Source organism: Nocardia jinanensis (assembly GCF_014645735.1).
GTDB lineage: Bacteria > Actinomycetota > Actinomycetes > Mycobacteriales > Mycobacteriaceae > Nocardia > Nocardia jinanensis.
In genome coordinates this window covers 15,341-32,770 of the sequence record NZ_BMMH01000005.1, presented here as the reverse complement: position 1 = coordinate 32,770, position 17,430 = coordinate 15,341, and the positions used below count along the sequence as shown (strand labels likewise).

Sequence of the window (17,430 nt, the reverse complement as noted above, 5' to 3'; positions counted from 1 at the left end):
GAGCTGCCGTGGGCGCTGTGGGACTCCATGCGCTGGAGCCGAGAATTACGAGCGGTGTCCTTTTCATCGTCGATGCTCCCCTTCGAAATTCGCTGTCACGGATCCCGGATGCGACAGCTCGGCGCTGATGTGTGAACCGGCTCGACTAGCGACCACGGGGCCCAGTGCGCCGGATAGCACGAGCTGACCGGCGTCTCGCGGTGTAGTCATGCTGCGTCCTGCGGCTGTCGTGGCTGGGACCGCGTTCACCATGACCGAGCCGTTGGTGCCCGCACCACCGCACCGTTCCACGCACCGAGACCCCGGGTGGTCGCAGCGCCGTGGCAAACCCGGAGTCGGCGTCGTGGGGCGAGATCGCGGTCCCGGTTTCCGATCGCCGCGCCGACCTCGTCGTGGTATCTCGCAGGGCGAGACCTGCGCATTGCACAGCCGGGCGCCCGGCGCGGACAGTGGGCGTCGGAACCGGCCGGAATCGCGCCGAGACGAGAAGGAGCATCCGTGAGAGTTGTGGGCAGCCATACTTTCGGGGGACCGGAGGTCCTCGAGGTGGTCGAGATGCCGGTCCCGCAGCCGGGGCCGGGGCAGGTCGGGATTCGGGTCCATCACGCCGCCGTCAACCCCACCGACCTCGTCCTGCGAGCCGGGCGCATGCCACTGGGTGAGCGTGTCCTGCCCGGGCCCCCGTACGTGCCCGGCATGGATGCCGCCGGGGTCGTCGATGCGGTCGGTCCCGACTGCGATGGCCGCCTCGCCGTCGGCGACGCCGTGGTCGCCGTCGTCGACCCGCTGACCACGGGCGGCGGCGCCTATGCCGAGCACATCATCGTGCCGGTCGGATCGGTTGTACACGCGCCGAACGGGTTGCAGTCCAGTGCCGCCGCGACGGTGCTCATGAACGCCCTGACTGCCCGGTTGGGGCTCGACGCACTCCACCTGTCGGTGGGGCGGACGGTTCTGGTGACCGGCGCCGCCGGTGTCCTGGGCGGCTACGCTGTTCAGCTCGCGAAGGCGCAAGGGTTCGTGGTCGTGGCGGACGCCGGACCCGAGGATGTCTCCCTCGTCCGCGGTCTGGGCGCCGATACTGTGCTCCCGCGCGGTGCCGGTTTCGTCGACGCCGTGCTCGACCGGGTTCCAGGCGGCGTCGACGGCGTCGTGGACGCGGCGCTGTTGGAGGCGGCCCTCCTGCCCGCGGTCGCCGCAGAGGGAGCTGTGGCCTCGTTCCGAGGCTGGCGGGGTCCGGCCGAGCGGGAGATCACCGTGCACCCGATATTCGTCTCCACACGGATCGCGGACACCACCGCGCTTCAGTGGCTGTGCGAGCAGGCGGAGTCGGGTGTCATCAGCCCCCGAGTAGCCCATGTCCTCTCGCCCGACCGGGCCGCGGCGGCCCACCGCATGGTCGCCGCGGGCGGTCTACGCGGGCGGATCGTCCTGGACTTCTCCTGAGCGGGCGCTGGAGCAGGCGGACCGGTCACGGCCGACACCGTCTTCGGGGGCGATGTGGCGACTTGCCCTCGTACTGAACAACCCGGATCGGAGATTGTGTGATGAAAGCGTCGATGGTCATCTGCGTCGAGACCACCGTGCGATCGGCGACCATGCGCGACTTGGAGGTCACCCTGCTCGGCGATTGCTGCGCCGCCCGGACGCCGCGTCTGCACGAGATCGGGATCGAGGTCATGCGCGATTGCGGTTTCGCCGAGGTCGTCGCGGTCGCGGACTTCGCCCGACACCAGTCGGGTACGCGCCCGTAGAAACGGAGGTCCGACCATGGACAGTTCCCCCGTCCACCGCGTGCATCGAGTGCTGTCCGACCTCGCTGCGGGGTGTCCGACCGTGCTGATCGGAAGCCCCGGCACCGACCCCGATGGATATCTGCTCGCCGCTGCCGAAAAAGCGACTACGACAACCGTGGCCTTCATGGTGCGGTACAGCTCCGGATTCCTCTGCGCCGGCCTCACCGGAACCCACTGCGATCGAATAGGACTGCCGCCGATGGTCGGAGCGGTCCCGGGCCTCTCGGGCAGCAACCACACGGTATCGGTCGATGCCGTCGGCAGCGGTACCGGGATCTCGGCGAGTGATCGGGCCGACACGTTGCGGCAGTTGGCCGATCCGCACAGCACCGCCACCGAGTTCACCCGCCCAGGGCACGTGATACCGGTTCGGGCCGTCGCCGACGGAGTTCTCGGCCACCGCGGTCCGGCCGAAGCCGGCACCGACCTGGCCGGCCTGGCCGGGCTGCACCGGGTGGTAGCGTTCGCGGCCCTCGTATCGGACAAGGACCCTGCCGCCATCGCCGGCGCCGCCGAATGCCGCGAGTTCGCCCGCGCACACCACTTGAACTGGGTCACGGTCGACGACGTCGCTGCCTACCGTCGGGTCAGCGAAGACCATGTGCGCACCTGCTTCACCGAACGACGCGGTACACCGTTCGGAGTCCTCTGTGCGACCGGATTCCACAGCACTGCAACTGGATCGAATTATGTCGCGTATCGGATCGACCAGCCGGACGGCAGGGGCGACCCGATGGTGCACGTGTACCGAGAACGTGACTTCGCGCCCCATGCCCATCCCGCCGACACCGACCTGCAGACGCTGTTCGCTCACCTCTCCGCGTCCGGGAGCGACGTGATCATCGTCGAACGCCGGGTCAACAGCCTCGACCTCGGCTACGCCCGCAACCACGACGGGCGTATCGCCGATATCGCTCAGATCATTCGAGACATGGGTCTGATCGGTGCAGAACTACTCGTGCCGGTGCCGGGTATGGCCGAGACCTTGGCTGCCTTCGGAATCGCTACCAGTTCGCACGATTCCGCACCGGTCATATCGCCGCCGGTTCGAGGCGGGCCGCTGGGAACCGCGTCCGAAGTCCGGCGCGGAATTGTGCAGTGACACCAGAGCGTGCCTCGACAGCCCCGTTCGCTACGCAATACTTGCCGGTCACCGGGTGACCAGCAGTTTTTTCACTCCGTAGTTGGTGCCGGTGACGTCCATGGGGACCTCGTCCGCTGGTACGGCCAAGCGTAGCTCGGGGAAGCGCTGGAAGAGTTTGGGCAGCACGGTCTTCAGTTCGGCGCGGGCTACGTTCTGGCCGAGGCATTGATGGACTCCGTAGCCGAAGGCGAGGTGGCGGGTCATCTTTCGCTCGAAATCGGGAATATCGGGGTCGGTGAAGACCCGCGGGTCCCGGTTCGCGGCGTTCATCGCCACTACGACGAGGTCGCCCTTGCCGATCCGGGCGTCGCCGAGTTCCACGTCTTGCAGAGCGACCCGGCCCAGGCCGAACTGGACGATGGTCAGGTAGCGCATCAGCTCCTCGACCATCGTGCCCACTTTCAGCGGTTCGTCCGTGTGGTCGATGAGGTGGCGGCGTTGTTCGGGGTGGGTGAGCAGGGTGTACGCGGACAGTCCGAGCATGGCGGCGGTGGTGTCGTGTCCGGCGAACAGCAGGAGCACGCCCATGCCGATGAGCTGGCTGTCGGTGACGAAGGAGGCATCCGCGCGTTGTGCGGCGATGAGTTCGGCGAGCAGGTCGCCCGTGGTGTTGCTGCGCTTCTTTTCCGCGATCAGGTCGGTGATGTAGTCGATCAGCCAGTGCGCGCCGCGATCGCGTTCGGCGCGGGTGTTACCCATGTCCATCAGGGCCTCGGTAGCGTGGTGGAACTCGTCGCGGTCCGCGTAGGGGACGCCGAGGAGTTCGCAGATCACCAAGCAGGGAATGGGCAGCGATATGGCCTGAACGAAGTCGAATGTTTCCGGGCCGGCCGCGATCGCGTCGAGATGCTGGTCGACGATCTGATCGATGTAGGGCTGGAGCCGGTTCTGCACGCTCTTCGGGGTGAACCGTCCTGACAACAGGCGTCGGTAGAGGCTGTGGTCGGGTTCGTCCATCATCACGAAGACCGGGTCGAAGGGTGTGTCGTGGCCGGTCTCGCCGGGCAGGGTGTCGTGGCGTTGGCGGCGGGCAGTGAACCGTGGATCGCCGAAAACCGTGCTGCCCTCCTCGAAGCGGGTGACCAGCCAGCCCTCGAGCCCGTTGGGGAAGCAGACACGGTGCACCGGCTTGTCCTCGCGCAGCTGGTGATATTCGACCGGCGGGTCCAGTGGTGCGGCGGTGGAGCGAGTGACCGGCTGATGGAGGATGCTCTCGATCATTACTTCTCCTGCAAGGTGTCGGCCAGGGCGGCTTCGACGCCCTGGTGGGTAGCTGTGGCATTGCCCCAGCCGACGTAGTAGGCGAGTTGGAGAGTGGCTTCGCGTAGTTGGTCGGGGGTCAGTTCGTGGTTGGCGAGAGCGCCGCGCACCTGGATCTGTACGAGGTCGGGGCGGCCGAGGGCGGCGGTCGCGCCGAGCACCAGTAGCCGTCGGTCACGGATATCGAGACCCGGCCGGGTCCATACCTCGGCGAAGAGGTGCTCGACCGTGGTGTCGGTGAACGGGCTGGCGCTGTCGGGCAGGTTCTGTCCGAAGTCCGGGCCGTAGACGGCGTCCATCATGGCCAGACCGCGGTCGCGCGCGGCGCTGTTCGATGCCGCCGGCGGGAGGCCGAGCGTCTCGCGCACATAGGTTCTGGCGACGTCGGCGAGAGGAATCTCTACGCCCAGCTCGGCGGCCAGATCCCGGGCTGCGGCCAGGTCCTTGGTCATGAGCGGTTCGATCTTGCGGCCGAGCTCCTCGGGCAAGTCGCCGTCGGCACCACGCATATGCAGGAGTTGCAGCAGAGTGCGCCCCTGCGGGTCCGCACTCTCGATCACCTCGGCCAATTTCGCCGGGTCGACCCCGGCCGCGGCGGCCAGGGCGGCGGCCTCGGTGACGGTGTGCCAGCTTCCGTAGGTGACGACGTTGCGGGCGATCTTGGTGGCCATGCCGGCGCCCAGTGGACCGCAGTGCACCACCTTCTTTGCCCAGGCTTGCAGGACCGGCAGCGCGGTGGAGACCACCGCGTCGTCGCCGCCGAGGATGGCGACCATGCCGTTCTCGGCGGCCTTGTCCCCGGGCGTCACGCCGCAATCCAGGAATCCGACCCCGTGCTCGGCGCAGAGCTGATCGAGCTCGCGGACCACGGGCAGTGCCACCGTGGACAGCAGCACCACGATCAGTCCCGGAGGAGCTCCGGCCAGCACGCCGTCGGGCCCGGCTATCACCGCGCGTGCCTGGTCGGCGTCGACCACCGCGACCATCACCACGTCACTTTCCCGTGCCACCTGGGCGGGAGAGTCGAACGGTGCGGGGACACCGGTCAACGCATCCGCGGCGTCGGGCCGGATATCGTAGACGGCCGGGATACGACCGCTTCGGGCCAGGCTGACGGCGACACCGCCGCCGATCATGCCGAGGCCGACCACCCCGGCTCGCAGTTGTTGCTGTGTCATCAGGAGATCCCCACTGTAAGAAGCGATTCGATGGGCGTGCGCTCGGTGACATGCCGGCGGTAGCCACGGGTGACGCGCGGCACCGGCACACCGCTGCCGGTGAGCCAGTCGGTATTGGGCACCGCGCCTATGCCGACCAGAACGCAGTCGGCGTCGATCGTCCGCCCGTCGACGAGGCGCACGCCGGTGGCCCGGCCGGATTCGGTCGGTACCGAGTCGACAAGTGCGTCGGTCTCGATTCGGACGCCGTGATCTCGATGGACCTCGGTGAGCATCGTGCCCAGTTCGCTACCCAGCGCGTCGGCCAGTGGCGCGGCGGCGTCGGTGACCATCGTGACCTCGGCGCCCAACGTGCGGGCGACCGCGGCCGCCTCGGCGCCGACGAATCCGGAGCCGACAATGACAAGCCTCGGCTGCATACGCAGTGCGTCGCGGAACGCCAGAGCATCCTCCAGGGTGCGCAGCGAATGGACGCCTGCGACCCCCTCCGTTCCCCGCAGCCGGCGTGCGGCGACCCCGGTGGCCACCACCAGGGCGTCGTAGCCCACCTCCTCTCCACCGGAGAGCGCGACCCGTCGGTCCCTGATGTCCAGGCCGACGGCCCGCCGACCCAGCCGGAGATCGAGGTCGAGTCCGGCAATGTCCTCCGGAGTGCGCAAGAACACCCGCTCGGTGTCCCAGCCCTCAGCAAGGAGCTGTTTGGACAGCGGAGGCCGGTCGTAGGGCTGGTGCTGCTCCTCGCCGATCACTGTCACCCGACCCGTGTACCCGGCGCGCCGCAGCCCTTCGGCGACGCTCAGACCGGCGGCGGAGGCACCCACGATGACGACGGATTCCGGCGGATCGGCGTTCATTCGCGAACGCCGATCACGGCGGCGGGGCACACCGCGGCGGCCTCGCGGACGGCGGTCAGTTGCGCGGGCGGTGGATCGGTGTCCAGCAGGAAGACGACGCCGTCGTCCTCCCGCTGGTCGAACACCTCGGGGGCGGCAAAGACGCACTGACCTGCACCGCAGCACTTATCGATGTCCAGAGAGATTTTCATGTCAGACCTTCCCGAACTAGTTAGCAAATGTAACTAAACTAAGTTTAGTCAGAACTATACGCATCCCCGGCAGGATCGTGCAACGGTGCTGCTAGAGGTTGTCGCGCCTGATGGCGCCGTTGTTTTCGCGCTTCATGATCGATCGGATGTGCTGGGAAGCGGGCGATGCCGTAGGCGATGGCCATCGCTGGTCACTATCCGGGGAACCGGACAGGAGTGCGTCCAGTAGCCCGTCCGCGAGCGTGAGTACCAGCGACTCGGTGGAGGCGTCGAAGAAGAGGCTGTGTGACAGGGACAATTCTCCGTGCAGGCCGCTCCACAGGGTCTGTGCGGACTGTTCGATCGGCAACGCCAGCCCGTAGCCGGCCTCGCGGCAGCGCGCGAACGCCGTGCGGAAACCCTCCGACACCAGACGCGCGGGGTGCTGTCCGATCCGGGATGCGTCCACCTCGGGCTGGCGCACCTCGTACATCAACCGGTAGTGGCCGGGGTGGTCGAGGCTGAAGCGGCAGTAGGCGTGGGCTTGGGCCCGGAGTTGTTCGCGAGGCCCGCTGGACGCCGCGGCCGCATCGGCCGCGGCCATTTTCGCGGCGAGTTCGGTGTATTTGTCCGACAGGGCGGCCCACACCAGCTCGGTCTTGTCGGCGAAGTGCATGTAGATACTCGCCGCGGTCGTGCCCACCTCATTGGCCACTGCGCGCATGGTCAGCTTCTCGACGCCGCCCCATTCCGCGAGCAGTTGGTTCACGGCGGTCAGGATCTCCCGGCGCAACTGCTCGCCCTGGCCGCGCGGACTACGCGATCGTCCGGCTCCCCGGCTCACCACACCTGACCTCCTCGGACCGAGCCTACGCGGAGCGCCGGGATGCCGATCGCGGTACTGCATCGCAGGGGCCGTTGCGCTGAGAGCGCCCTCGCATTCTTGCCGGCCTCGGTGTGCGGACGAAGGTCGGCATCCGCGCCCCGGCCGCCCAGCTCTACCGTGCCGAAGACATCGATGATCCAGGGAGTGCAGGGCGCTCCGTGGAGGCGCGTCACCACTTACGGAACGTCGACTCCGCACCGGGTCGCGCACCGGTCAGGGCCGGCGAACCATGATCGCTTGTCCTCGACGAGCGGTGATCAGGGGCCGTCGATCAGATGCAGGTCGGCCTCGATGGCGGTGGCGCACTCCTGCAATCTCGGCACCATGTTCCGCAGCTCTTCGAGGCTGCGCACTCCCGCGCTGACGGCGATATTGGCTGCGGCGATGACCGTGCCCGCTCGGTCGCGCACCGGTACGGCGACCGCTCGCAGTCCGCTGTTCAGCTCCTGGTCCGCGATGCAGAAGCCGTTTTCCCGGACCGCTGTGGTGATGGCACGGAGCTCATCGGCGTTGCGGACTGTGTGGTTGGTCAGCGGCTGGAGGTCGACGCGGGCCAGGTACTCCTCGAAGGCGTGTTCGTCCAGGCCTGCCAGCAAGACCCGTCCCATTGCCGTCGCGTAGGCCGGGAACCGGGAACCCACGTTGATGGACACGGTGATCACTCCGGAGGTCGCCACGCGCGCGACGTGGACCACATGGTCACCATCCAGAACGGACAGTGCCGTGGTTTCGTGCACCCCACGCATCAAGCTCTTCAGATGCGGCTCGGCGATCTGCGGTGTGGACAGGGCGCGCAGATAGGCGTGCCCGAGTTCGAGCACTTTGGGGGTGAGGCCGAAGAGTGTTCCCTCGCTGTGCACATAGCCGAGCCGCTGCAGCGTCAGCAGGGATCGCCGCACCGCGGCGCGCGACAACCCGGTCGCCTTGGCGACATCGCTGAACGAGCGAGACGGGTGATCCGCGTCGAAGACCTTGATCACTTCCAGTCCGCGCGCCAACGCCTGGACGAAGTCCGCGTCGCCCGGACCGTCCTCGAGCAGCTCCATGCCTCATCTCCCGTTCCGGTGTGGTTGTGCGGCGACCACTCTCGCACATCCGCCGGACTCGACTGTCCCTCGGATGCCCTCTTTACTGTACGCATAGCGCACATGTGTGCGTGCGGCTGGCGCACAGGCGTTCAGAAATGTAGGGTCCGAAAAGAACATCCCACGGCCCCGGCTTTCGGGTCCCGAATCTCGTGGAGGAACGATGGAGTTCCCGACTCTGCGCCGGAGAACGGCTCTGGCCGCCGCGGCCGCACTGGCGCTGTCACTCACCGCCTGTAGTGGTGGCGCCGTCCCGGCCGGACTGGACCCCACGCCGCAGACACCGGTGACTGTGCAGGCCGGGTTCATCCCGGTCATCGATGTCGCCGCGCTCTACCTGGGGGAGAAGCAGGGCTTCTTCGCCAACCGCGGCATCGAGCTGAATATCAACACCGCACAGGGCGGCGCCGCGGCGGTGCCGCCGGTGATCACCGGCGAATATCAGTTCGCGTTCAGCAATATCGTCTCGGTGCTCGCGGCCCGTAGTCAGGGCCTGCCGCTGAAGGTGATCGCGTCGGGCTCGAGTTCGACCGGCGTCGCCGGCAAGGACGTGACGATGATCCGGGTCCCGGAGAACAGCCCCATCCGGTCGGCTGCCGATCTCGCGGGCAAGAAGGTCGGCGTCAACACGCTGAAGAGTCTGCTGCAGATGCTGGGTCAAGTGTCGGTCGAGGCCGCGCACGCCGACCCGGCCTCGGTCGACTTCGTCGAGATGCCCTTCCCCGACGCGGTGACGGCACTGGGCAACGGCAATATCGATGCGATGGTGACGGCCGAGCCGTTCGACACCATCGCGGCGGGCGCGAACACGCGGGTGATCGCCTCGCCTTACCTCGACATGTCCAACAGCAGCCTGACCACGTCGGTGTACTTCACCTCCGAACAGCAGCTCCAGCAGAATCCCAAGCTGTTTCCCGCGCTGAAGGCCGCCATCGACGAGTCGCTGGTTTATGCCGGCAGTCATCCCGAGGAGACCAGGGCGCAGCTGTCGTCGTTCATGAAGATCGACCCGGCCGTCGCGCAGCGGGTCATCCTGCCGACTTTCGCGCCGCTGATCCCGCCGTCTTCGGTCGATGTGTTCGTCAAGGCTGCCCGGCAGTTCGACCTGATCGGCGACGACGTTTCCTACAACGACCTCATGTGGTCGGGTTCGGTGGCCTGATATGACCTCCCCGCTACGCAGTGACCTGCCGGCCGGCACGTCTCGCTGGGCCGTCCGCCGGGCCGAATGGCGGTCGCTGGGCATCACCGATGAGGAGATGACCCGGCCCAAGATCGCCGTCGTCAACTCTTCGTCGGACCTGGCCGCCTGTTTCGCCCACCTCGACGACATCGTGCCGGTGCTCAAGGAAGCCATCCGCGAGGCGGGCGGGCTGCCTTTCGAGATCCGTACCGCGGCCCCGGCCGACTTCGTGACCAGCGCGGGGGCCGGCGGGCGGTATGTGCTGCCGACCCGCGACCTGATCGTCAACGATATCGAGGTCGTGGTCGAGGGCGCGTTGCTCGACGGCATGGTGTGCCTGAGCTCGTGCGATAAGACCGCGCCCGCCCACATGATGGCGGCGGGCAGGCTCGACCTGCCGACGGTGCTCGTCGCGTGCGGCTACCAGCGCAGCGCCCTGCACGAGGACGGCGGCGCGGATATCGAGGATGTGTTCCTGCACGCCGGGCACACAGCGCTGGGCCGGACGTCGGCGGAAGACCTGCTCGCGATGTCGGAGAACGCGATCCGCGGTCCCGGAGTGTGCGCCGGGATGGGCACCGCCAACACCATGCACATGGCCGCCGAGGCGCTCGGTTTCGCGCTGCCCGGCACCACCCCGACCCGCGCCAACGGCGAGACCATGTGGGAAGCGGTGCGCTCGGCCGGACGGCACATCGTCGAGATGGTCCACGGTGGCCGTTCGGCGCGGTCGGTGCTGACCGCGGGCGCGATCCGCAACGCGGTCACCCTGATGCTCGCGGTCGGCGGCTCGATCAACTCCGTCAAGCATCTGCAGGCCATCGCGGTGGAAGCGGAACTCGACGTCGACGTGTGGCGGCTGTACGAAGAACTGGCCGACCGGGTTCCGGTGCTCACCGCGGTACGACCCAATGGCCCGCACCTCATCGAGCAGCTCGACGACGCGGGCGGCACGCGAGGGGTGCTCGCCGCGCTGGCGCCACTGCTGGACCTCGACACCGTCGGGGTCACCGGCCGTCCGCTCGGCGAGTTGCTCGCCGAAGCACCGGCCGCGGACCCGGAATTCATCCGCTCGCCGGCGGACCCGTTCTCGCGTCGTCCCTCGATCGTGATCCTGCGCGGTTCGCTGGCCGCCGAAGGGTCGATCGTCAAACTGCCCGTCGACGAGGAGCGGCCCGCACGGTTCCGCGGCCCGGCCCGCTGCTATTCCTCGCGGGAGACGGCCATCGAGGGGCTCGCCGCCGGCGAGGTGCAGGCCGGTGACGTAGTTGTGCTGCGCGGTATGGGTTTACACGGTGGGCCCGGAATGGCGATGGCCTCGGCCTTCGTTTTCGCCCTCGACGGCGCCGGACTCGGGGAGAAGGTCGCGGTGGTCACCGACGGCCAGCTCTCCGGGCTGGTGAACAAGGGGATCGTGGTCGGCGAGGTCAACCCGGAGGCCGCCACGGGCGGCCCGCTCGGGCGTATCCGGGACGGTGACGTGATCAGCATCGACCTCACCACCCGCACAGTCGATGTCGAGGTCGATCCGGACGAACTGGCGAGCCGTGATGTTGCCATCGCCGAAACCGTCCGCACGCCGGGCTGGCTGTCCATTTACGACAGCGCCGTCGGCAGCCTCGCCTGTGGTGCGGTATTGGGAAGGCGGGACTGCGAAAGCCGTTGCGGGACAGATCTCGGAGGGGCCCGATGAAGGTGCTCGAAGTTCCGCGTGAGATCGGGCCGGACACGGTCACGCGGACACGCAAGGCCCGGCCACGGATCGCACCGGCGGTCGGCATCGTGATCGCCGTGGTGGTGGCCGAACTCCTCCCGCGCACCGGCCTGTTCGCCGAAGGCGCGCTGCCCCCGCTCAGCTCGATACTGGCCGAACTCGGCCGCGAGGCCGGCGACGCGGCGCTCTGGGAGGCGCTGGGCCGCACGGTACGCACCTGGGCGATCGGGCTGGTGGTCGCGGTCGCCGCCGGTGTGGTGGCCGGGGTGGTCATCGGGCTGGTGCCGCTGCTGCGCGCGCTCACCGCCTCCACGGTGGAATTCCTGCGCCCGATCCCCTCGGTGGCCCTGATTCCCGCGGTCATCCTCATCTTCGGCACGGGTTTCGAGTCCGGCGTGGTGCTCATCGTCTACGCCGGTTTCTGGCAGGTGCTCGTGCAGGTGCTCTACGGCATCCAGGATATCGACCCGGTCGCACAGGACACTGCCAGGTCGTACCGCTTCAGCGTGTGGGGCACGGTTCGCCATGTGGTCTGGCCGACCATGCTGCCGTTCGTATTCACCGGAGTCCGGCTCGCCGCCTCGGTCGCGCTGGTGCTGGCGATCACCGGTGAGCTGGTCATCGGCACCCCTGGGATCGGGCAGCTGATTTCGGTGGCGCAGAGCAGTGGGGCCACGACCGCGGTGTTCGCGCTCGTCGTGCTCACCGGAGTGCTGGGTGTGCTGGTCAATATCGGGTTCCGGTTCGCCGAGCGCGCCGCGCTCAGCTGGCACCCGTCGGTCCGTCGATCACGAGGTGCCCGATGACGATCCTGCGTCGCGTCCTGCTCGCGCTCGGCCTGCCGGTCGTGCTCATCGCGCTCTGGTGGTTCACCAGCGCGGGCAGTACCAGCTACTATTTTCCGCCGCTGTCGACGATCCTCGACTGGTTCGGCCGGCTGTGGTTCTCCGAACGGTTCGCCGACGATGTGGTGCCCAGCCTGCTGCGGCTGTTCGCCGGGTTCGCCCTCTCCGCCGTGATCGGGGTGGCGCTGGGTGTGGCACTCGGCCTGACCGACGCGCTGCGCCGTGGCGCGGAGCCGGTTCTGGAGTTCCTGCGCGCCATCCCGCCGACCGTGCTCGTGCCGGTGATCGCGATCGTCGCCGGTATCGGGGACGGTTCGAAGGTCCTGGTCATCGTCTCCGGCTGTGTATGGCCGGTGCTGCTGAACACCGTCGAGGGCGTGCGCGCCGCCGATGAGGTCATGATCGACACCTGCCGCAGTTTCGGCATCACGCGGGCAGCCCGGCTACGGCATATGGTGCTGCCCGCGGCGAGCCCGCAGATCGCGGCCGGGCTGAAACAGTCGCTGTCGATCGGGCTGATCCTGATGGTCATCGGCGAGATGTTCGCCGCCACCAACGGACTCGGATTCAGCATCGTGCAGTTCCAGCGCAGCTTCGCGATTCCGCAGATGTGGAGCGGCATCATCCTGCTCGGCATCATCGGATTCGTGCTGTCCGCGCTGTTCACCGTCGTAGAGAAGCGGGCACTGGGCTGGTACCTGGGCCTGCGTGAGTCGCAGAAGAGGAACGGCTGATGGCCGACAACATGGTCGAGGTGCGCAACCTCAACAAGGTGTACGAATCCGCCGGCCGCCGCGTGGAGGCGATCGGTGACATCAGCTTCACCGTCGGACGCGGGGAGTTCGCCTGCATCGTAGGGCCTTCGGGCGCGGGTAAGACCACACTGCTCAAGTGCCTCGCCGGGCTGCTCACGCCCACGGCGGGCGAGGTCGTGCTGGACGGCGCCCCGGTGACCGCTCCGCCACCCGGGATGGCCGTGGTATTCCAGGAGTACGGGCGCAGCCTGTTCCCGTGGAAGACGGTACGGCAGAACATCGACCTTCCGCTGCGGCAGAAGGGTTTGCCGCGCGCGGAGCGGGACCGGCTCGTCGACCACGCGCTCACCGCGGTCGGCCTCGCCGACTCGGGTAGCTCCTATCCGTGGCAACTTTCCGGTGGTATGCAGCAGCGGGTGGCGATCGCGCGGGCCGTCGCCTACGAGCCGCAGGTGCTGCTGATGGACGAACCCTTCGCCGCCGTCGACGCGCAGACGCGTGCCGAGCTCGAAGATCTCGTGCGCTCGCTGTGGCGGACCCTGGGCATCACAACACTGTTCGTCACCCACGACATCGACGAAGCGGTCTATCTCGGAGAGCGGGTGCTGGTGCTGTCCACCTCGCCCACCTGCGTCCTCGACGACGTTCCCATCCGGCTGCCGGCCGAACGGGATCAGGTCACCAGCCGTTCGACGCACGAGTTCGCCGAGCTGCGCACCCGCGTGCATCGCGGCATCCAGGACGCGAAGGCCGGACTCCGCAAGCCCGGGGCCGCCGCATGATCGCGTTCGCCGACGAAGGATCCGGCGAGCCGGTGCTGCTGTCCGCCTCACTGGGCACGACCGCCGCGATGTGGGCGCCGCAACGGGAGCGGTTGCGGGCGCGACGCCGGGTGATCACCTACGACCATCGTGGGCACGGCGATTCCCCGGTGCCGCCGGGCCCGTACAGCCTGGACGATCTCGTCGGGGACGCGGTCGCCCTACTGGACGCACTGGAGATCGAGGCGGTCGACGTCATCGGGGTGAGCCTCGGCGGCACCGTCGGGCTCGCGCTGGCCGCCGGATATCCGGGCCGGGTACGCAGCCTCGTGACCGTGAACGCGCCCGTCTTCGCCGATGATCCGCAGTTCTGGCACCGCAGAGCGGCCGCGATCCGCGACGACGGGATGGGCGTCGCGACCTCGGGTCTGCTGGGCCGCTGGTACTCCCCGGCGGTCGCCGCCGCGCCGTCGGTTCTGGTCGCACGCACCGTTTCCGGCGTCGACCGCCTCGACCCGGAGGGCTATGCGGGATGCTGTGAAGCCATCGCCGGAACCGATCTGCGGGACCGGCTGGCCCACATCCGGTGTCCCGTGCTCGCGGTGAACGGCCGCGCCGACGCCGTTGTCCCGGCGCACCACGCGGACCTGATCGCCGCCGCTGTGCCGGGGGCCCGCCGCGTCGTGTTGCCCAACGGCGGGCACCTGCTCACTCAGGAGGTTCCGGACCGATTCCACGAACTGCTGCTCGAACACTGGACCGACGCCACCACCCGAAAGGCCACATCGTGAACGCCTACGTCGCCGAGCCCGCCCGGCGCACGCCCGTACTCGGCGAATGGGAGGTCGTCGTGCTCGGCGGCGGTCCGTCCGGGCTCGCGGCCGCCACCGCCGCCGCCCGCGCCGGGCGCAGCACGCTGCTGGTGGAGAAGACCGGATATCTCGGCGGCGCGGGGACCGGCGGCGGGCTGTCCACGTTCTGCGGTATGTACTCCAACGTCCACGGCGAGCATGTGCTGACTGTCCGCGGGCATGCCACCGAGCTGCTCGAGCGCATCGACCGGCTCGGCGGGTTGCGGGCGCCACACCTGTCGTTCAGCGACCGTATTCAGGCGCAGGCCTACGACATCCCCGCCTACCGCAGCGCCGCGGACGATCATGTACTGGCCGCCGGTGCGCAGCTGCTCTACCACGCGTTCGCGGTCGGCGTAGTCGCCGAGGGTTCCACCGTGGACGGTGTCGTGGTGGAGTCGAAGTCCGGTAGGGGAGTCCTGCGTGGTCAGGTCTTCATCGACTGCTCCGGTGACGGCGATCTGCTGGCCTGGACCGCGACCAGCCATGAGAAGGCCGACCCGTACGGCGAGATGCTGTTCCCGTCCACCATGTTCCGCATCAATGCGGTGGACGGTGAGCGGGCCGGACCGGCGTGGAAGACCCTCCCACAGCGGATGGACGAGGCCGTCGCCGCAGGCCGTCCGCGATTCCCACGCCGCGGCGCGATCGTCCGTCCGCAGCGTGACGACCTCGAATGGCGAGCCAACGCGACGCAGCTGCGCAACGCCGACGGCAGCGCGGTCGACGGCACCGACGTCTGGCAGTTGACACACGGTGAGGTGCAGGGCCGAGCGCAGGCGCAGGAGGTGTTCGGTTTCATCCGCGAGCACGCTCCCGGTTTCGAACGGGCCTACATCGTCGACATCGGGCCCGAGATCGGAATCCGGGAGACCAGGCGGCTGCTCGGGAAGTACGTGCTGACCGAGGACGATGTTCGTTCCTGCGCCCGTTTCGAGGATTCGATCGGTCTCAACGGCTGGCCGGTCGAGGCGCATGTGGACGGTGACCTCGACATCCGTTGGCCCTACGGCGAGGACCCACTGGGCTACAACCAACTGCCCTACCGAATGCTGGTGCCCGCGAGCGGACCCGGAAACCTGTTGGTGGCGGGCCGCTGTGCGTCGATGACCCACGGCGGCCAGTCCGCCGCGCGCGTCGCGGGCCCGTGCTTCGCGATGGGGCAGGCCGCCGGGACCGCCGCACACCTGGCACTGGAGGTGCGTGGCACTGTCTCGGGCGTCGACACCTCGCGACTGCGTACGGAGTTGGAAAGCGAGGGCGCGTGTCTGACCTTGCACTGAGCCCGGCGGACGAACGGATGCTCGCCGGCGAGGAGGGCCCCGCGGTCAAGGCCGCGCTCGAACTGCTGGTCCGCTACGGCGAACTGATGGGCGCCGAGCGACTTATCGACACCGACAATGTGTGTGGCGCCAACATCTTCGGGCCACGGCACGCCCGGGTGCTCGGCACCACCGACCCCGCCGCACTGTTCTCCCGGTTCTCCCTCGACCTGGACGAGAAGGTGGATGTGCCGCCGTTCCGCGCGCACAGTTGCCAGCTGATCGGGCCGCGGGACACCGATCAGTGGGACCTACAGGGCGTCGCGCCCACCGATGCGGCCGCGATGGACGACAGCGAGAAGTACCTCGCCGAGAAAGGGGTGGACCTGCTGTCGACGTGCACGCCGTACCAGGTGGGCAACGTGCCCCGGTTCGGCGAGCACTGCGCGTGGATGGAGTCCTCGGCGGTCGTCTACATCAACTCCGTGCTCGGCGCCCGCACCAACACCGAGGGCCGCGAATCCTCGGCCGCGTCGATGCTCACCGGCCGGACGCCCTACTGCGGCTACCACCTCGACGAGCACCGCCGGGCCACGCACCTGATCGAGGTGCGTTATCCGGTCGTCACGACCGAGGACTGGAACATCCTCGGATACTGGGTGGGCGAACAGGTCCAGGAGGCGGTGCCGGTGCTCACCGGCCCTGGTCTGGACCCGAATCCGGTGCGGCTCAAGCAGTTCGGCGCGGCCGCTGCCTCTTCCGGTGATGTCGAGATGTATCACTTGCCCGGGGTGACACCCGAGGCGCACACGGTCGAGCAGGCGCTGGGTGGGCGGGCGCCGGAGGACGGGTCGGTCTTCGACGCGGCGGCGCGTGTGGCAACGGTCGCGTCGCTGTGCCGGACGGCGAGCGACCGCGATGTGGACTTCGTGATGATCGGCTGTCCACACGCGTCACTGGAACAGGTGCGCGAGGTCGCCCGGCTGCTCGGCGGCCGCCGCGTCGCGGACTCGACGACGCTGTGGGTGTTCACACCGCGGGCGCTGCGCACGGTCGCCGAGCGCAGCGGTTACGTCGCGGCCATCGAAAAAGCGGGCGGCCGGGTGCTGTCGGACACCTGCCCGGCGATCGGGCAGTTCCTGCCACCGCGAACCCGCGTGTTCGCGACCGACTCGGCGAAACAGGCGCACTACCTGCCGGCGATCGCGGGCGTTCAGGGCTGGTTCGGCAGTGTCGAGACCTGTATCGGCGCCGCGCTGAGCGGGCGGTGGCCCGATGCTTGAGTTGGTGCACGGCCGCGGTGTCGTCGGCGGCCGGGCGCGCGGACGTGCGCTGGTGTGCACCGCCCCGGTGTCCGGCTGGGGCGGCATCGACCCACGGACGGGCACAATAGTCGAGAGCAGCCATCCCCAGCGCGGGCAGAGTTTCGCCGGCGGGGTTCTGGTACTGCCGGGCGCGAAGGGCTCCTCCGGCTGGTCCGGGCAGTTCCATCTGGCGAAGCTACAGGGCACCGCGCCGTGCGCCATCGTTTTCACGCGGATGAACAGCAAACTCGCACTGGGACTTGTGGTGCTCGATGTCCCGGCGGTAACCGGCGCGGAAGCCTTCGGCGCCATCCGCACCGGTGATCTCGTCGAGGTGGACGGGACAGCAGGCACGGTGTTGATACGACGGGAGAACTGATCA

18 protein-coding genes are annotated in these 17,430 nt (G+C 68.5%); 12 read left to right on the top strand and 6 right to left on the bottom strand.

Annotated elements, in window-relative coordinates; translation table 11 throughout:
* The first annotated feature begins 498 nt into the window (after positions 1–498).
* From IEY68_RS13560 to IEY68_RS13550, 3 genes are all read left to right on the top strand, one after another.
* Positions 499–1,446 (top strand): NADP-dependent oxidoreductase, encoded by a 948-nt coding sequence (locus tag IEY68_RS13560; RefSeq protein WP_062997939.1) that lies wholly within the window; start codon positions 499–501, stop codon positions 1,444–1,446.
* Between the two features lie 101 nt (positions 1,447–1,547).
* Positions 1,548–1,754 carry a cysteine hydrolase family protein gene (locus tag IEY68_RS13555; RefSeq protein WP_062997941.1) on the top strand — a complete coding sequence of 69 codons (207 nt, stop codon included), beginning with the start codon at positions 1,548–1,550 and terminating at the stop codon, positions 1,752–1,754.
* A gap of 16 nt (positions 1,755–1,770) precedes the next feature.
* Positions 1,771–2,898: a 3,4-dihydroxy-2-butanone-4-phosphate synthase gene (locus IEY68_RS13550; RefSeq protein ID WP_189094248.1), complete on the top strand. Its 1,128-nt coding sequence runs from the start codon at positions 1,771–1,773 to the stop codon at positions 2,896–2,898.
* 48 nt (positions 2,899–2,946) lie between these two features.
* On the opposite strand, the gene IEY68_RS13545 is transcribed toward IEY68_RS13550, so the two are convergent.
* The 6 genes from IEY68_RS13545 to IEY68_RS13520 form a co-directional block, all read right to left on the bottom strand.
* Positions 2,947–4,161: a cytochrome P450 gene (locus IEY68_RS13545; RefSeq protein WP_062997945.1), complete on the bottom strand. Its 1,215-nt coding sequence runs from the start codon at positions 4,159–4,161 to the stop codon at positions 2,947–2,949.
* Positions 4,161–5,378 (bottom strand): NAD(P)-binding domain-containing protein, encoded by a 1,218-nt coding sequence (locus IEY68_RS13540; RefSeq protein ID WP_062997947.1) that lies wholly within the window; start codon positions 5,376–5,378, stop codon positions 4,161–4,163. The genes IEY68_RS13545 and IEY68_RS13540 overlap by 1 nt, the downstream gene beginning before the upstream one ends.
* Positions 5,378–6,232 carry an NAD(P)/FAD-dependent oxidoreductase gene (locus tag IEY68_RS13535; protein ID WP_189094247.1) on the bottom strand — a complete coding sequence of 285 codons (855 nt, stop codon included), beginning with the start codon at positions 6,230–6,232 and terminating at the stop codon, positions 5,378–5,380. Before IEY68_RS13535 ends, IEY68_RS13540 begins: the two co-directional genes overlap by 1 nt.
* The gene (locus tag IEY68_RS13530; RefSeq protein ID WP_062997949.1) at positions 6,229–6,423 is read right to left on the bottom strand and encodes a ferredoxin; all 195 of its coding nucleotides are present in this window, start codon (positions 6,421–6,423) and stop codon (positions 6,229–6,231) included. Before IEY68_RS13530 ends, IEY68_RS13535 begins: the two co-directional genes overlap by 4 nt.
* Before the next feature lie 91 nt (positions 6,424–6,514).
* Positions 6,515–7,249, bottom strand: coding sequence for a TetR/AcrR family transcriptional regulator (locus tag IEY68_RS13525; RefSeq protein WP_229718763.1), 735 nt, complete (start codon positions 7,247–7,249; stop codon positions 6,515–6,517).
* A gap of 296 nt (positions 7,250–7,545) precedes the next feature.
* On the bottom strand, positions 7,546–8,334 hold the full coding sequence (locus IEY68_RS13520) for an IclR family transcriptional regulator domain-containing protein (protein WP_062997951.1): 789 nt from the start codon (positions 8,332–8,334) through the stop codon (positions 7,546–7,548).
* A 202-nt stretch (positions 8,335–8,536) separates the two neighbouring features.
* On the opposite strand from IEY68_RS13520, the gene IEY68_RS13515 reads away from it, so the two are divergent.
* The 9 genes from IEY68_RS13515 to IEY68_RS13475 are packed head-to-tail and all read left to right on the top strand — an operon-like array spanning position 8,537 to position 17,427.
* Positions 8,537–9,535: an ABC transporter substrate-binding protein gene (locus IEY68_RS13515; RefSeq protein ID WP_062997953.1), complete on the top strand. Its 999-nt coding sequence runs from the start codon at positions 8,537–8,539 to the stop codon at positions 9,533–9,535.
* A 1-nt stretch (position 9,536) separates the two neighbouring features.
* Positions 9,537–11,249: a dihydroxy-acid dehydratase domain-containing protein gene (locus IEY68_RS13510; protein WP_062997955.1), complete on the top strand. Its 1,713-nt coding sequence runs from the start codon at positions 9,537–9,539 to the stop codon at positions 11,247–11,249.
* The gene (locus tag IEY68_RS13505) at positions 11,246–12,076 is read left to right on the top strand and encodes an ABC transporter permease (protein ID WP_189094245.1); all 831 of its coding nucleotides are present in this window, start codon (positions 11,246–11,248) and stop codon (positions 12,074–12,076) included. Before IEY68_RS13510 ends, IEY68_RS13505 begins: the two co-directional genes overlap by 4 nt.
* Complete coding sequence (locus tag IEY68_RS13500; protein WP_062997957.1) at positions 12,073–12,849, top strand: ABC transporter permease; 777 nt, start codon at positions 12,073–12,075, stop codon at positions 12,847–12,849. Before IEY68_RS13505 ends, IEY68_RS13500 begins: the two co-directional genes overlap by 4 nt.
* Positions 12,849–13,652: an ABC transporter ATP-binding protein gene (locus IEY68_RS13495; protein ID WP_062997959.1), complete on the top strand. Its 804-nt coding sequence runs from the start codon at positions 12,849–12,851 to the stop codon at positions 13,650–13,652. Before IEY68_RS13500 ends, IEY68_RS13495 begins: the two co-directional genes overlap by 1 nt.
* A complete protein-coding gene (locus tag IEY68_RS13490; protein WP_063916276.1) occupies positions 13,649–14,422 on the top strand; it encodes an alpha/beta fold hydrolase in 774 nt (257 codons plus the stop codon). Before IEY68_RS13495 ends, IEY68_RS13490 begins: the two co-directional genes overlap by 4 nt.
* Positions 14,419–15,765: an FAD-dependent oxidoreductase gene (locus IEY68_RS13485; protein WP_189094244.1), complete on the top strand. Its 1,347-nt coding sequence runs from the start codon at positions 14,419–14,421 to the stop codon at positions 15,763–15,765. The genes IEY68_RS13490 and IEY68_RS13485 overlap by 4 nt, the downstream gene beginning before the upstream one ends.
* Positions 15,747–17,027 carry an aconitase X gene (locus IEY68_RS13480; protein ID WP_229718762.1) on the top strand — a complete coding sequence of 427 codons (1,281 nt, stop codon included), beginning with the start codon at positions 15,747–15,749 and terminating at the stop codon, positions 17,025–17,027. Before IEY68_RS13485 ends, IEY68_RS13480 begins: the two co-directional genes overlap by 19 nt.
* Complete coding sequence (locus IEY68_RS13475) at positions 17,020–17,427, top strand: aconitase X swivel domain-containing protein (RefSeq protein ID WP_062997965.1); 408 nt, start codon at positions 17,020–17,022, stop codon at positions 17,425–17,427. The genes IEY68_RS13480 and IEY68_RS13475 overlap by 8 nt, the downstream gene beginning before the upstream one ends.
* Positions 17,428–17,430 lie beyond the last annotated feature (3 nt).